A 15,498-nucleotide genomic window follows, 5' to 3' on the forward strand; every position below is an offset into this window, starting at 1 on the left:
AGACGCAGCATGGTGGCGATCGACCAACCGGTACGCTCCACGCGTGCGGTGGCTTTCCGTAACAGACCCGTCTTCTGCCATCTCATCCATCGATATGAACCGCGTACGACGGCGCGCACATAAACGTTCGGGTAGCCTGTAGTCGGTGCCCGGCTCGGTCACGCGCGGTGCTGAATAGTGCAGCCACCCCCGATTTTTACCCAGCCGTGGAAAAGTGGATGGGGAGGCAACGACGGGAACTTCGGCGAGGGGCGCAGGGATAGGAGAAGACAGGTTGAGTTAGGTGGGGGGGCGCAGGAAATGAATTCTTCGAATTCGGTGTCCGGGGCAAGCCCGTCCATTGCGCCCCCCACCCGTAGTTTCAACGTCCTACTCGCCGACGGTTCCCGGCTCCGCGTCACCTGCCGCGACCTTGCGGCGCAGCTGCGCCAAGAGCGCAACGCCACGCTGAAGCGGCTTCGGCAGGTCCGCGCCGAGGCACTGGCCGATGTTGCCGACCGGATCAGCGAAGCCCGCGTCCGCCGCGAGTTCGAGGCCGGCCAGCGCGAAACGGATGCGGCGATCCGCCGTCTGTCGAAGCAGGTGCGGATCAAACCGGACGTGCAGCGCCGCGCATCGACAGAACGGCAGTCAAAGTCGGGGCCCCGCAGAACGGGTTATTCTGGCTTGGTTGTTACGAACCGTCCGCAGGGCAGCAGTGCCCTCGCGCGACGCGACCGGCTTGGCCGCGAGGGCATCATGCTTCGCATTCGCTATGTCCGCGCGGGCGGCAAGCACGACAGCCCGGGCTGTCTGCGCCGACACTGGCGTTATATCGCCCGTGAAGCGGCGGTAACGCTCGACAGCGAGGGCAAGCCGATTGTGCTCAGCAACCTTGGCGACACGCTCGACGAGGTGGCCGAGGGGCTGGGCTTGCAGGAGCAGGTGCTGCGCGCAATGCGCAAGAATGCCAAGCTCGGGTTCCGGATGGTCGGTACATTCCCTTACGGTCTGCCGGTGGATGCGCGCCGCGACGTGCTCAAGCGCGTTGGCGAACGAGTATTTGGAGCGCGTGGCCTGCCTTGGTCCGCTGCAGCGCATGATGCCGATCCGGCAGCCGAGGTCGACAATCCCCATTTCCATCTCGACTATGGTGCGCTGCCGATGGCCCGCCAGGCAGACGGCAGCTACATCGTGTCTAACGACCTTCGAACTGATATCGACGGCCAGGAGGGGTTGCGCTTCATCCGCCACATGGTCGCGCAGGCGATGACCGAGGTTGCCCAAGAACATGGGTTGGAGCGCACCTTCACCGCACTGTCCTACCGCGAACGTGGCATGGATCGCGAAGGCGGCGAGCATGTCGGGCAGGAAGGCACTGCCGCGCATCGACGCGGCGAGCACGTCGCCTCGATAGAGCGCAACGAAGCAAAAAGGCGCCGTGACGAGGCGCGTACGAAAGCGCGAAAGGCGCGCGAGCGGCTGGAGGCGCTGGAACAGCTGAAGCGTGCGATAGCCGATGGGCCGCAATCGGACACGGTGCCCGCCGTGGCGGAGATCACTGGAACCTTGGCGGCCGATGTTCCTGCCATACCCGTTCCGCCTGCCGTCACTGATTTCACCGAGGAGACATCCGCGACGGCATTGTCCGAGTCGATCACGGCGGTCCCCGTGGCGGTGTTGCGCACCGACATAATCCCATCGTTCCTTTCGATCACAGATCAAGAACTGCCGAACGCAGGTCCATCCTTGCGTGCAGTCGTTTCTCTTTCCAGCGAAGCGCCAGCGGTATCTGTCCCGCTGCTCTTGTGGAATGCTGAACCGACCAGCCTCAGGATAGACGTGGCACCGGCTCTCATGTCCGTTGGTGTCGGCACGACGCCTGTTCGTCCGTCGTCCGCGCCCTTAAACATCAGAGCCATCCCGGCGGCGGCGCCACCGTATGTCGGTGGCGAAATGGCGATACTGGTCAGGACCCTAGGGGATACCGCGGCTTCCGGTCCGCCCATGCCACCCATATTGGCCATGGCCAAAGAGGTGAGGCCGGTGGCGTCAGCGCCGAAGATCAGCATCGGCGCAATAGGCCCAAGATCGCCAACCCCGTCGATGATGGTCGCGATCGGCAATGCGGCACCTTACCAGCGGCCCGTCAACGTGCCGCATATCTGTCCCGTGCCTGCACCGCAGATCGATACCGCGCCGACGATCGCAGCGGTGGGCCGACAGGTTGCGACGCCGGTAAGTGTACCGCAAGTGATTATCGGCATCGGCAAGCACCTCCAACGTGTGCCTGTGGCCGGCCCCGCGATCTGGGCACTTGGTCAGATGGTTACAGCCGATCCCTTGGACGAAGCGACGGGGAAGCGCCTTCGCGATATCGTCGGCCCCGAGGAAGCAAAGCGCGACGCTGCCACCCAAAGCAACACCTCGGCGCTCGCCATTGCCGTTCATGCAGCTGCGTTCGACGCCCTGCGCTTGCGCGACGACTGGGTCGGCCAAGACGACCGGGGGACCTTTACCCTTTCCGACGAAGCGCTTCATTCCGCCGGCTTAAGTCGCAGGGATCTCGCCACGACCGCTGTGCAGGACGCGCTTGAGGCAATCGGCAGTGAACAGGTGGATCGCTTCAATCCAGTGTTCAACGATTTCTCCGGCGTGGCACCGTTCCGTTTCGATCAGGGCGCAATCCGTCTCAATGCCCGGTTCCCTGTCGGACTGCGGAATGACGTCGCCCGCTGGAGCACCGATCCGCAATTTATGTCGTTTTTCGCCAAGGTATGGCCGAACCTGCGGACCGATAACGCGAACACCCCGCCTCGACGGGTCGCGGCTTCCAAAACCGAATTTTTGGCTCGCGCAAAACCTGCGATGGTTCCAGATGATCCTTGGATGGACGCCGCCACAGTCCGTCAGCGTGCGATGGCAGATTGGGACAGAGTTGGACGCAGCGGTGCAAACGGCATGACGCGGCCCGGCAGAACGCTTGCCCGTCCTGGGCAGGATGCTGCGCCGAGTACCGATGCGCCACGTCCGCAGGATCGAGGCCCCGCGCGTGCTCACCCGGCTATGATCTCGCAAGGAAACGGCGTCGCAGGCTGAGCGTGTCATCGCAGACAAAGTTTCGGATGCCGGTTGATACTCGTTCGCGTCACAGGCCACGGCCGCTCATGCTGAGCCGGGAGCAGGACGCTTCGGAACGTTGCGGATGGCTTCTTCGCGTGCATCGCATGCGGTCACTGCGGGATGCCTTGGGCCAAACATGACCCCGTGGAACTGCGTACAATAACATTCCAACCGACGATCGACCTTGTACCACCAAGCGGACGGGCATTCCGCGCAGAGTGGCGGTGCTTCGCCGAAAACGTCTTTCGGCTCCGATCGCAGGGTGGGCCCGCGGTGCGGCCAAGGTGTCGGGCGTACCGGCACGCGGTCATCTGACACGATCTTGCTCCGTGAGTTTCATAGTGCGCTGAATAGCGCGGCAGCATTAACGGTCGGTTCTATGATCTGGCCTCGCTTGTTACGTGCGTGGAAAAGCCGACCAGTGACGTCCTGAGAGACCGAGAAGGGGGGAGAGGAAAAACCTCGCTCCTGCTCGGTCGACGTCTGCGGGCACCGACCCGCTTCAACGAAATGAGGTGAACCATGCGCGACAAGCCGCAACTAGCCGATTTTACGCGTCCGTGCTCATCGGTCTTGGCCTATGACATCGAGACCATAGCCCCGCCGGCCGACGATGGGTCGTTTCCCCCGTGGCCGACCCACCGGCCTATCGCCATCGGCTTTGCCAAAGCCACGTATTCCGCCGGCAATTGGGCGTTTGCCATCGACGCGATGGCCGCAAGGCCTGGGGAATCCGACGAAGCGTCGATGCTTGTCGAGGCGAACCGACGGATTGGGGAAGCGCACGTCGTGACCTCATACAACGGGCGGCAATTCGATTCCCTCGTTCTTCGCCTCGCCGCTCAGCGGCAACGGTTGTGGGGGCTGAAGGCACTGGCAGATCACGCGGCTGCCAACCGCTTCGGCGGCGAACATGTCGATCTTGCGGATCTATATTCCTCGCATGGCCGGAAGGTTGGGCTGTCTTCCATCTGCGATGAGGTCGGGATTCCGGTGAAAACCGATGTTGCGGGCGGTGACGTTGCTGCACTGTGGGAAGCAGGCGAACACGAACGCATTCGGCGATACGTCATGGAAGACGCTACCGCCACGATCTGCCTCTATCTGGCCTGGTCGGCGTCGCGAGCTGCCGACGAAGCGGCGATCACGCGACCGATGGCAGCGCTTGCCAGGCATATCGAGAGCACGCCGGACCTGCACCACCTGCGCGCCTTCGTGGACTGCTCGCTGATGCGCTGGTGCCGCCCTCGCGCGCTGAAAGCTGACATTCAGGCTGCCTTGGCGCGAGTCACCGGCCGGTTGCGGCGAGAAGAAGACGAGCGCGCTTTCGCCGTTTCCTAAACCCTCCGATTCGTCATCAACGCCTGTCGGCCCGGTCATCCTCGTGATGGCCGGGCCGCTTTTATTTCAAGGAACGTTCATGCCCACCGATACAGTTGTTCTTGCCACATCCTGGATCCAACAGTCCGCCCTCGGCGAGCGTCCGGCGCGCACGCTACTCGTCGGCGCAGCCATGCTGACCTGCCGGTTCAGATTCGGCAGCATGGGGTTCCACGTGGCGGCGCACAGCACCACCGTCACCGATGACCCTGCCGAGACGATGTCCTGGCTCGCGGACGCCTTTCACATCCCGCCGGAGCGACTGCTGTTGTGGCGCGCGGAAGACATCGTCGTGCCCTCGCTCATCGCCGTCGCCGAGACGGCGCGCGATACCATTGCCGCGGCGAAGCTGCTGCGCGAACTCGACTCAGTCTTCACGGGCGAGGTAATCGATGTTGCCGAAACTTACGGCGGCACCAGCGCCACGTCGTTCGACGCGATAGCGCATGGCGCAGGCATCCCGTTCGTGCCGATGACGCGGGCCGATCTCGCCGAAAGCCACCGAACCGGCTGCCATGGTGCGATCCGCGAACATCTTGTGACGCGGGTGAAGGCGATCTGGCAGCTCTGGCTGGCAAGTCGCGAGGACACCGAGTCGCTGGCGGCGGCGACCGAGGCTTGGTTGACAACCCCGGATGCGCAGGTGCGGCTGTGATGCAGGTCGTCGATGGCAAGCCGCATGTCCGCCCGTGCCGTTCCATCCCGTCGGACGGCAACGAGGCCAACGAGTGGATCGCGTCGATCGGCACGCTGTACGGGTCACTGACTGTGTTGACGCCGCTGACAGGCTCATCGGTGCTGACGCCCGTTCGTCACGGGGGCGAGCCACGCATTGCTGCCATCTTGCGTGCGGAAGCCCCATGGATGGCGCCGGCAATCGACCGGATCGCGGACCAGGCGACGATGAGCCTGTGGGCGGGAAGACCGTGGTTGTCGCTGCGGCCGATGCTGCTGGTCGGGCCGCCGGGCGCCGGCAAGACGCATCTGGCGCGGAGACTGGGTGCGCTGTCCGGTTGTGGCGATGCTGTGCTCAGCTTCGCCGAGGTCGGAAGCAACGCTGAGCTAGCGGGCAATCCGAGGGGCTATCGTCACCAGCAGCCGAACTTTCCGGCGATGGTGATGCTGCGCACCAGCACCGCCAACCCGGTGGTCATCATCGACGAGGTCGAGAAGGCCTGCACCGGCAACAACGGAGATCCGGTCGCCACGCTGCTCGGCATGCTCGATCAATCGACCGCTGCGCAGTATTTCGACGGCTGTCTCGCCACCCAGATCGACCTTAGCCACGTCAACTGGGTGCTCACCGCGAACCGCATTGACGGCCTGCCGGCACCGCTGCTGTCACGGGTGGATATCGTCGAGGTGAATGGCCCTGGGCCGGAGCATGGCGAGATGATCCTCGCGGCGTTGTGGCGCAATGTCGCCCGCGACGCCGGTCTGCCGCCATCGGCGCTGCCGCACATCGAGGCTGGCGCCGAGACAGCGCTGCTGCGCCTCTTTCGCAATACGCGCTCGGTTCGTCGCTTGCGCCGAGCGATCGAGACGCTCGTTGCCGTGTCCGCAAGGCACATGCCGCGGATGCTGAACTGAAGAAGTAATTTTCGGAAAGTCACGGTTGGGCACCGTGGAAGACGGAAAAAAGCTCCGGCCAGCAGGCCGTCACAAAAGAGGAAACCACAATGGAAATGATGCTTCGCCACCAGAACACGATGCTTGCCCTACGCTTGGAGATGGGCTGGCCCGGCTTCAAACCCGCAAACGATTGCTTGGCGTTCACATCCGGCAAGGAGATGGACGTCGAGACCGGGATGGAGATCGCCCACATCGCGACGATGTTGGGCAAGGACGTGATCTACGCGGGGTGGTCCAGCACCAAAGCCCCCAGACCGTCAGGATTCACTGTCGGATACCGTATGATGTTCAGCATCGACATCGTCGACAAACTGTTACCTTATGCCGCCAACGACACGGCTTCGCTAACTCTCGTCAACACCCGCGCCGACGAATTCTTCGCAATCGACCAGCGCGGAAGCCTCGTTCGAGCGCCGGGTAAGCCGAAGGACATCCGCAAAGGGCGTGAACTCGCGATGAAGCGCATCCGGGAGAGGGCCGCGACGATGGATGGTGCGCTTCTGCCCACCAACCGGTTCGTGCCGACTGGACAGGGTTGGATCGAGCCAGACGTCGCTTCGGTCGAAACCGTCGTCCGCTTCGCCTGACCCACAACGGCGGGTGCCATCCGGTGCCCGCCAATTACCCATTCGGAAACCATCATGAAAATCGATAACATCACCACGCCGCGCGGTCCGCGTTCCTGGATCGTGCTCGACATCGAATCGGCCGTGCTCGATGACACCGCACATAGGCGCTACCAGCAGATGGAACGCTGGGTTCCGTCCGACGAAAAGCCGATCCGCCGCGGCTACCAGCGCGCCGAAGACCCGCTGACGTGTCCGCGATGGGTTTTTCAGACCATCACCACCGCCGCGATGATGGTGCTGGTCGAGGATGCGCAGGGCGGCGTCGACGTACAGCGCTTCGTCACCCTGTCGGCACCGGACCACAGCGAGCGGGAGGTGCTAACCGGCATTCTCCAGGTGCTGGCAGACGCACCGGCGGATGCCGAACTTTGCACCTGGATGGGACTTGCCCATGATGCGCCGCTTATCATCAACGGGTGCGTGCAACACGGGCTGACCCTGCCGCATGGTTGGCGCTGGCTGGCACACGGCGGGTTCCACAAGGACCGCCACATCGATCTCGCTCGCGCATACACCGGTGGCATGCGCATGAAACCGATCCACCTGGCTGAGGTGCTTGCGGTCATGGACATCCCGGGCAAGCTGACCTGCCCGCCATTCGCGGTCACGAACCTGATCTACGCCGGCCGATGGGACGACCTGCAAAGCGCCTGCGAAGTCGATGTGATCTCAACGGCGCTGCTGCTCGCCCGCTGGCGCAGGCTGACCGATCCGCGCGCCGAGGCGGATGCGGTCGAAGATCGGATCCTGCGTCGTGTTATCCAGTTGCGTGAAGGTCGCGGCTACATCGCCGCGCTCGAAGCACACCGCGAGCGAAGGTTCGGAAAGAAGCTGGCTGAAGCGGCGAATGACGCTGCGGTTCTGGCGGCGTGGCTCACTCAGGATGCCGCATAGGCGTTGATGGGTCACGGCCCATCGGTCGTGACCTTCAACCTTGCTTTACCACCGCCTGTTAGCGTCGTGGCAAGGAAAAAACGGGCCTTACTTACTCATGCGCCGGTCCGAAAATATTCGGACAGTCTGTCTGAGAATTCGGCATCCGGCGCATGAGTAGGTAAGGCGATCAGTGTCCGCACCATTTTCAATCGACGGTGGTTTCCGGCCTCTGAGCCGCGACGAGGTCAACCGGGAAATCGAGAAGCTCGATCTTTCCGACAGAGGGCAGGCACGCCGCGTGGCCGACATCATGTCGCAGGACCTGCCCGGAGATGGCCGCGACCTTTTGCACGATGCGGTCTGCAAGGCGCTGACCACGCGTCAGTGCCGGGAAGACCTGACCGTCGAGAAATTCCTTAGCGGCGTCATGCGCAGCATCGCGTCCACGAAACGTCGATCGCGCGAGCGCGGCAAGGAAAATCACGTCTTCATGCCGACCGAAGACGTCGCTGAACGCATGGGCGGCGGCGGTTACACGGTAGTCTCGGCCGAGCAGGTCATCGAAATCGAGCGCGTAAGAACCCTATGCGCCGACGTCCTCGAGCAGTTAGCAAGCGCGTCGCTAAGCCAGGCGGCGCTGATCGAGGCGATAGGCTTGGACCTGCGGGGACAGGACCTCGCCGATCGTCTGGGCGTCACATTGAAGGATCTCGCCACCGCGCGTCGAACGCTGAAGCGGCATGTTCAGCGACTATGGCCTGATTTCGAAGAAAGCATATCCCTGCCGGAGCATTGGAAAATTCGAGAATAGCCTGTGCTCTTCTGATGCTTGGCGGGATTGATCCGTTCATCAGAAGGAGAAAGCATATGGAATACATATCGGGGGCAGGACGACGCTGGATCAGGCGTCACGAGATAGATCTCGCGGATCTGGACACGACGACTTCGCGATATGGCGGGACGGAACGACAAATATCCCGCCAACGTATCGATCCGCATCGATTTCATACGGGTGTATGGTCTGACCGGTATGATGCTCTGGAACGTCGAGGCAGGTATTGGGTTCTGCATCATCGTTATCTTAATTACATCTATAGTGAGCAGGGTAGCGGACACGCAAAACTGAAGATAATTGGCGCAAGCCTTCTAGATACAGTCTGCAGCTCGCTGTATCAGAGTACGCGCCCTTTAGCAGACGTTGCCCAAGTCCCTCGGCGTTCGTTTGTGAGCGCGGCTCATCCCCTCATTATAAGCGCGACTAACAAAATCGGATGCGTCGAGTTTCTACTTCGGATCGACTGGCACCGTTTTGAACCAGCGTGGGAACCTGCAAAACCCCGCACGCACACATCTGTGCTCTACCCTGTGCCGGGGACTGCAAGTTTTAGCCTGGCTCCGTCGGGGCAACATTTCCCACCAGGTCGCTCTCTATACGAGCGGATGATACGCGCTGCCGGCGATCGCGACGAAAACCTCTGACGCTTCAGCACATTGTCGATTGTTCGCAATCGGCTATGCATCCTGGGTCGGGGGGAAACGCGTGCTGCAAGGCGGACTTTTTACAAGAGACTGGTTGACGCAGGGCATAACGGAGAGCGCGCCATGGCGCGATCTCGACGACCAGACGGTTGCGGACGCACGTACGCGGATTGGTGATCAACTGGCCGCGCTGCTTAAGCGCAAGGCTCCGGTTGAAGCCGAGACCGAAAGCAAGCTGGTCTATCCGGTGCTGGGCGTGCTCGGCTGGGATCACATTTCGGTACAGCAGCGAATGGACGCGCGCGGCCGCAACGATGTTCCTGACGCGCTGCTGTTTCCCAACGCCGAGGCCGATGCCGCGGCGGCTGGCCTCGATTCGTGGCAGCGGTTCCGTCATGGGGCCGCCCTGGTCGAGGCGAAGCGCTGGAACCGTCCGCTCGATCGTGCGGCGCAGGGCGATCAAGGGGTGCCTGCCGCGCAGGTGATGCATTACCTCAGCCGCGCCGACGTCATCACGCAGGGAAAGATGCGCTGGGGCATCCTTACCAACGGACGGCATTGGCGGCTTTACTGGCAGGGTGCGCTGTCGGTTGCAGACGATTATCTCGAGATCGATCTTGGCAAGGTGTTCGACTTGCCAGGCTGCACGCCGGACCTGCTCGACGCGGGCGTCAGCTCCGATCATGCATTACGTCTTTTCCTGCTGCTTTTCGGCCGCAAGGCGTTCCTGCCGGCCGATCAGGGGCGCTCGTTCCATGACCAGGCGCTAATCGACGCACGGCAATGGGAAGAACGCGTCGCACGCGACCTGTCGGACGTGGTGTTCGACCGCGTCTTTCCACTCCTTGTTCGGGCATTGCCACAGCATGATCGCGATCGACCGGGGACGATCGATGACGGTTATCTCGAAGACGTACGATCGGGTGCGCTGGTGTTGCTCTATCGGCTACTCTTCATTCTTTATGCCGAAGATCGCAACCTGCTGCCGGATGAGCGCGGGCCTTATGCGCGCTATAGTCTGACGCGAATGCGCATGGAGATCGCCGATGCACGCGAGCACCAGATTGCTCCGGCATCGCGTAGTACCGAATATTGGGGGCGGCTGGAGACGATCTTCGGGGCGATCGCCGACGGCGACGATGGTTTAGGCATCCCGCCCTATAATGGCGGCTTGTTCGACCCGGCGGGCGCCCCGCTGCTGGCGCGTGTGCGATTGCCGGACACGGTGACCGGCGAAGTGATTTTCCTGCTTTCTCACCGACCGGCGGCACCGCCGGCGCACCCGCGGCCGCGCTACATCAATTATCGCGATCTGTCGGTGCAGCAGCTCGGGTCGATTTACGAATCGATTCTCGAATATGCCGTGGAAGCCGACGGCGCGGGCGGCGTGCAACCGCGCGCCGACAACAGCGCGCGCCATCGCTCGGGTTCCTATTACACACCTGAAGATCTGGTCGGGTTGATCATCGAGCGCGCCGTCGGTCCGTTGGTGGACGAAGTGACATTCACCTTCGCCGACGCGGTTGCCGCGGGCACGACTGGCGAGGCACTCGCCGCGCTCGACCCTGCCACCCGGATGCTCGATCTTAAGATCGTCGATCCAGCGATGGGTAGCGGGCATTTCCTGGTCAGCCTGGTCGATTGGCTTTCGGACAAGGTGCTGAAGGCGACCGCCGACGCGGAGATCGAGGCGGGCGATGGCTACACCTCTCCGCTGGTCGGCCGCATCGCGGCGCTGCGAGCGGATATCCTCGCACGGGCCGTCGAGCACGGCTGGCCCATCGTTGCCGAACAATTGGACGATCCGCACATCGTCCGTCGTATGGTGCTCAAGCGCTGCATCTATGGCGTCGATCTCAACCCGATGGCAGTCGAGCTCGCCAAGGTGGCGCTGTGGCTGCACAGCTTCACCGTCGGGGCGCCGCTGTCATTCCTGAATCATCATCTGCGCTGCGGCAACAGCGTACTCGGCGCCTGGGTCCGGCCGACCAGCCTGTGGCTCGCCAATCGCGGCTCGCTGATGGTCAACCGTCATCTGGCGATGATCGACAACGTCGCCGCTACGATGGCCGCGATCGAGACCATCCCGGACAACGACATCACGGAGGTCAAGCAGTCGGAGGCGCTGTTCGACACCGTCGCGGAAGCGAGCGCACCGCTGGATGCACTGCTGGGCCTCGTACAGGCCGATGCGCTGATGGGCGTGTTCGAAGACACGCCAGCGCGCGTGCGCGAGAGAAGCGGTCAGCTCGCAGCGAGCCGCGCCTCCGTCATCGAACAGGAGCGCGCCAGGGAAACGATGCGCAAGGGCGCGACGGAAGCGACCATCGCCACAAAGGTGGCCGCCGCAACGCAGCGAATAGACAAGGCCATTGCCCGCGCCCGGGACGTCGAGGCGCGGTTCGAGCGCGCGCAGGCGTTCAAGATGGTGCTAGAGGGGAGCTTCGGCGATCCCGCCGCGATCGCGATGGGCGCGGTCGACATTGCCGACGCGACGGATCGGGCGGAAGCGTCGGCTGGCGTCGCCGACCAGACCAGCTTGCTGCCCGACATCGCCCCTGATCGGCAGCGCCGTCTGCTTGCCGATGAACTGGTCAGCCAAGCGCGCGGGCTTGCGAGCGAGCATCGATTCTTCAACTGGGAAATCGCTTTTCCAGGTGTGTGGCGTGATCTCGCGTCGCAGGGTCGCAGCGGTGGATTCGACGCGGTGATCGGCAATCCGCCTTACGTCCGGCAGGAGATGATCGGCGCGATCAAGCCATCGCTGGAGCGTGCCTATACAAGTTTCGCCGGCACCGCCGATCTCTATGTCTATTTCTACGAGCAAGGGCTGAAGCTGCTGCGGCCGGGCGGGCGCATGGCCTATGTCGTCACCAACAAGTGGCTGAAGGCGGGCTATGCCGAGGGGTTGCGCCGGCTGTTCGCCGAGGATGCGTGGGTCGAGTTCATGGCCGATTTCGGCCACGCCAAACGCTTCTTTCCTGATGCCGACGTATTCCCGTGCATCATCGCCGTGCGTAAGCCCGATGAGAGCACCGCGCCGGAAACCTTCGATCTCGCCGTCATCCCGCGCGACGACGTGCCGCGCAGCGGGCTGGCGGATGCGGTGCAGGCGGCAACCTACATCTCGCGCCGCGAGACGCTGACCGCCGAACCGTGGACGCTGGAGCCGCCAGATGTCGCCGCTCTGCTCGCCAAGATCAGGGTGAACGGTGTGCCGCTCGTCGATTACGCCGGGGTGAAGCCGCTTTACGGAATCAAGACTGGCTTCAATGAAGCGTTCATGATCGATACCGCGACGAAGGAGCGGCTGATTGCCGAGGACGGCCGCGCGGCTGAGATCATCAAACCATATTTGCGTGGGCAGGACATCGACCGCTGGCTACCCGATTGGGCCGGGCTGTGGATGATCTTCGCGCGTAAAGGCATTCAGATAGAAAGATACCCGTCGGTACTACGCCACCTCCAGTCCTTCAAAACACAGCTTGAGCCAAAGCCGGACAGTTGGGCTCCGGCTAAGCGCAACGATAAATGGCCAGGCCGCAAAGGCGGGTCCTACGCGTGGTATGAAATCCAAGATCCTGTTGAATATCACGCAGATTTTAGTCGGCCTAAAACTCTGATCCGACGCATCGCCTTTTACGCTCAGGTGGCGATTGATAGCGGTGAATATCACGTCAATGACTCGGCCCTAATATTGCCTTCAATCGATCCGTGGATTGCAACGTGTCTGAATTCGCCTGCGATCTGGTCGCTTATGTTCAAGCAGTTTCCGCATAAAAAAGACGAAGCCCTTGCTCTCGATATCCCTTATGTTGAGAAGTTGCCCGTTCCAACCATTGACGGCGTGACGGCGAGCACCGTTGCGGAACTCGTCGCATCGGTGACAACGAGTTCGCGATCAGTTCGAGCCGCTGACGATGCAGTCTCCGACTGGCTTCGACTTGAGATAGGCCTCGCCAAGTTGCCTGCTGCGCTGACCCACGCCAGCCGTTTCGACAGTGACGGCTTCGTCGCTGCGGTGCGAGCCGCACTACCGAAGCGAGCAGGAATCACGCCGACGCGGCTGGCGCAACTGCGCGCCGCCTTCGCCGACACCGCAGAGCCGGCCCGGGCGGCACGCGCAGCTGCGCTCGGCGATGAGCGCACGCTCTCGGACATCGTCAACCGCGCCTATGGTCTGACGCCGGAGGACATCGCGCTGATGTGGCGCACAGCGCCGCCGCGCATGCCGCTGGCGTCTCCGATGCCGACCGAACCGATCTCAACGGATGCGGCTGCGGACCTGCTCTAGGAAGTTCTGCCAAAAATAGTTCGCGGCCCCATCGGCATCGAGCGGTCCGTTGGCCCGCTGTCGGGACATCGCGTTGCCGGCGCCGAAGGCGAGACCCTGCGGCGTATCCTCGATCGGCAACCAGTCGTTCATCGAGTTTCGCGTGCTGGTGGCGGTGTCGTAGCTGAGGCAAAGCGCGTTCCGCCACATGTCCCCGCCATGCCATATACTCACCTGGCCGACGCGCTTGCCGTCGAGATAGACGCTGGCCGCGAACGAGCGGCTGTCGATCCGCTCGAAATCGGTATCGATGCGGGCATCCGACGCCTTCAACTCGGCGAGCTTCTCCTCGAAGAGCGCGGCGGTCGTCGTGTAGCCGCTGCGGAGAAAGCGATCGCGGTCGAGGTCGGTCGGTTTCGCCGCGATCCCGAGCAGGTTGGTCGAACCGGCTCGATGGGTCCGTACCAGGGCATCATTCGTGGGCCTACTGCCGACTTTGTCCTGCGTGCTATTCCCGTGGTTCGCCTTGAGCATGTCCCGGATCGCGCCAACCGCGTTGTCGAACGCGGTGTCGGTATCGGACCAGCTGATGACTGCCTTGCCGTCCTTGGGCAGCGCAACGAATTCCGACAGTGTCTCGCCGTTGCCGATCGGTACGCCCTTCCACTGGCACGGTCGCAGGATGATCGGGATCACACGCACCGTGCCGTCCCGCTGCCGCGCGAACGCCCGCAGCATCTCCTGCTCGTAACAATATTCGGAGGCGATGAAGTCGGCTGACACGAGCAGGATCACGACATCCGACGACGCCAGTGCAGCTTGCACCGTCGGATCTAGATGTTCGCCCGGGCGAAGCAGGCCGTCATGCCAAAGGTCTATCAAGCCTTCTCGCCGCAGTGGGGTAAGGTGACGGACGAGTTGTTCCTTCAGCGCGGCGTCCGCGTGGGTGTAGGAAATGAAACCGGTGGTCATGACGGTGGCCTTATGGTGCCGGTCGTAGGGAATGACACGACGTTGTCGGGGAGGTCTGGCAGCAGCTGGCCGGTCAGGCGGGTGAACAGCTCCGGTGCCATGCCGAGGCCGGACAGCAGGCGATGAAGATCGACCCCTTCTCGGTTCCTGAGCCACGCAATGGCTGAATTCAGCAGCTCCGGCTCTTCAATGGCGATGCGATCATCATACCGCTCCGTCTTCGCCTGCCCGGTCTTCACCAGTTGAATATTGGCCGTTCGGTATTGCGCGGCATCGATCAGTCCCAGATCGAACGCACGTCGGGCGATCGCGCGAACCGAAACCTTCCAGCGCAGCTTCATCGCGAACAAAGCGTTCCAATCGAGCAAACGTCGTGTGCGCGGGAACTCCCGTGCAAAGGCGGCGCGCGGGATTAGAAACGCCCCCGCGAAGCGGTGGGCCTCTCCTTCAGTGACGCTGTCGCCCGTGATAATGCCCTGATGCATGATCAGATGTGCAGCCTCATGGGCGAGATCGAAGCGTAATCGAGCACCTGCGGCCTTCGCTGTCGATCGGACAACAATCGGTCGGCGCCGGGCCATCGACAACGCATCAATGCGGTCGGTTAGATCGTCGAATTGAACAACGACCGCGCCCGCATTTTCCAAGACGCGGGTCATGCTAGTAATCGGACCGTCGAGACCAAGTGCCCAGTGCAGTCGGGCGTCCTCGGCAACACGCTCGATCGCATCCGCCCCTTCCGGGCGCGCAGAGTCCGGAAAGTTTACGTCCGGAAATCGCACAAGAGCTTCAAGCCCGGTTACCAGCGCTTCTACCGCTGTCCCCCGCGCCACGGCTTGGGCGACTAACCCGCGTGGGGCGCTCGCCAACCGACGAAAATGGCAATCTTCTTCACGTACGGGATTGATCGCCGGCGTGGAAAAGAAAGCGGGGGTGACTGTCAGGACCGCAGCCAACGCATCCCGCATTTCGTCGGTCGGGTCTTTGGCACCGGTTTCAAGCTGATGAACGAACTGTCGGCTTGTTGCCACCGACCCGCCCAGCTCGTCGAGCGAAAGGCCAGCGAGCAGACGAGCCAGTCGTAGCTTGTCGCCATGAAACATCCGTGCACCATCGACCGGACCGCGGCCCGGTGTGTTGCCCTTCGTTGCCACG

At 62.7% G+C, this 15,498-nt stretch carries 10 protein-coding genes; 8 read left to right on the plus strand and 2 right to left on the minus strand.

Going from position 1 to position 15,498, the window contains the following annotated elements; translation table 11 throughout:
- Positions 1-300 precede the first annotated feature (300 nt).
- From VF643_RS14325 to VF643_RS14360, 8 genes are all read left to right on the plus strand, one after another.
- Positions 301-3,078, plus strand: coding sequence for a hypothetical protein (locus VF643_RS14325; RefSeq protein WP_331044060.1), 2,778 nt, complete (start codon positions 301-303; stop codon positions 3,076-3,078).
- Between the two features lie 546 nt (positions 3,079-3,624).
- Positions 3,625-4,443 carry a ribonuclease H-like domain-containing protein gene (locus tag VF643_RS14330; RefSeq protein ID WP_331044061.1) on the plus strand — a complete coding sequence of 273 codons (819 nt, stop codon included), beginning with the start codon at positions 3,625-3,627 and terminating at the stop codon, positions 4,441-4,443.
- 46 nt (positions 4,444-4,489) lie between these two features.
- Complete coding sequence (locus VF643_RS14335) at positions 4,490-5,137, plus strand: hypothetical protein (protein ID WP_331044062.1); 648 nt, start codon at positions 4,490-4,492, stop codon at positions 5,135-5,137.
- Positions 5,137-6,072, plus strand: a complete 936-nt coding sequence (locus VF643_RS14340; protein ID WP_331044063.1) for an AAA family ATPase — start codon at positions 5,137-5,139, stop codon at positions 6,070-6,072. Before VF643_RS14335 ends, VF643_RS14340 begins: the two co-directional genes overlap by 1 nt.
- A 140-nt stretch (positions 6,073-6,212) precedes the next feature.
- The gene (locus VF643_RS14345) at positions 6,213-6,701 is read left to right on the plus strand and encodes a hypothetical protein (protein ID WP_331044064.1); all 489 of its coding nucleotides are present in this window, start codon (positions 6,213-6,215) and stop codon (positions 6,699-6,701) included.
- 102 nt (positions 6,702-6,803) lie between these two features.
- Positions 6,804-7,637 (plus strand): hypothetical protein, encoded by an 834-nt coding sequence (locus VF643_RS14350; RefSeq protein ID WP_331044065.1) that lies wholly within the window; start codon positions 6,804-6,806, stop codon positions 7,635-7,637.
- Positions 7,638-7,809: 172 nt separating this feature from the next.
- Positions 7,810-8,430: a hypothetical protein gene (locus VF643_RS14355; RefSeq protein WP_331044066.1), complete on the plus strand. Its 621-nt coding sequence runs from the start codon at positions 7,810-7,812 to the stop codon at positions 8,428-8,430.
- Between the two features lie 762 nt (positions 8,431-9,192).
- Entirely contained in the window at positions 9,193-13,392 is a 4,200-nt protein-coding gene (locus tag VF643_RS14360; protein WP_331044067.1) for an Eco57I restriction-modification methylase domain-containing protein, read from the plus strand.
- Here VF643_RS14360 and VF643_RS14365 read toward each other — a convergent pair.
- Both VF643_RS14365 and VF643_RS14370 read right to left on the minus strand, forming a co-directional pair.
- The gene (locus VF643_RS14365; protein ID WP_331044068.1) at positions 13,363-14,343 is read right to left on the minus strand and encodes a toll/interleukin-1 receptor domain-containing protein; all 981 of its coding nucleotides are present in this window, start codon (positions 14,341-14,343) and stop codon (positions 13,363-13,365) included. The two genes, VF643_RS14360 and VF643_RS14365, sit on opposite strands and share 30 nt — an antisense overlap.
- Complete coding sequence (locus VF643_RS14370; RefSeq protein WP_331044069.1) at positions 14,340-15,497, minus strand: ImmA/IrrE family metallo-endopeptidase; 1,158 nt, start codon at positions 15,495-15,497, stop codon at positions 14,340-14,342. Before VF643_RS14370 ends, VF643_RS14365 begins: the two co-directional genes overlap by 4 nt.
- Between the last annotated feature and the right edge of the window lies 1 nt (position 15,498).

It is taken from the genome of Sphingomonas sp. (assembly GCF_036387595.1).
In the GTDB taxonomy this organism is placed as follows: domain Bacteria; phylum Pseudomonadota; class Alphaproteobacteria; order Sphingomonadales; family Sphingomonadaceae; genus Sphingomonas.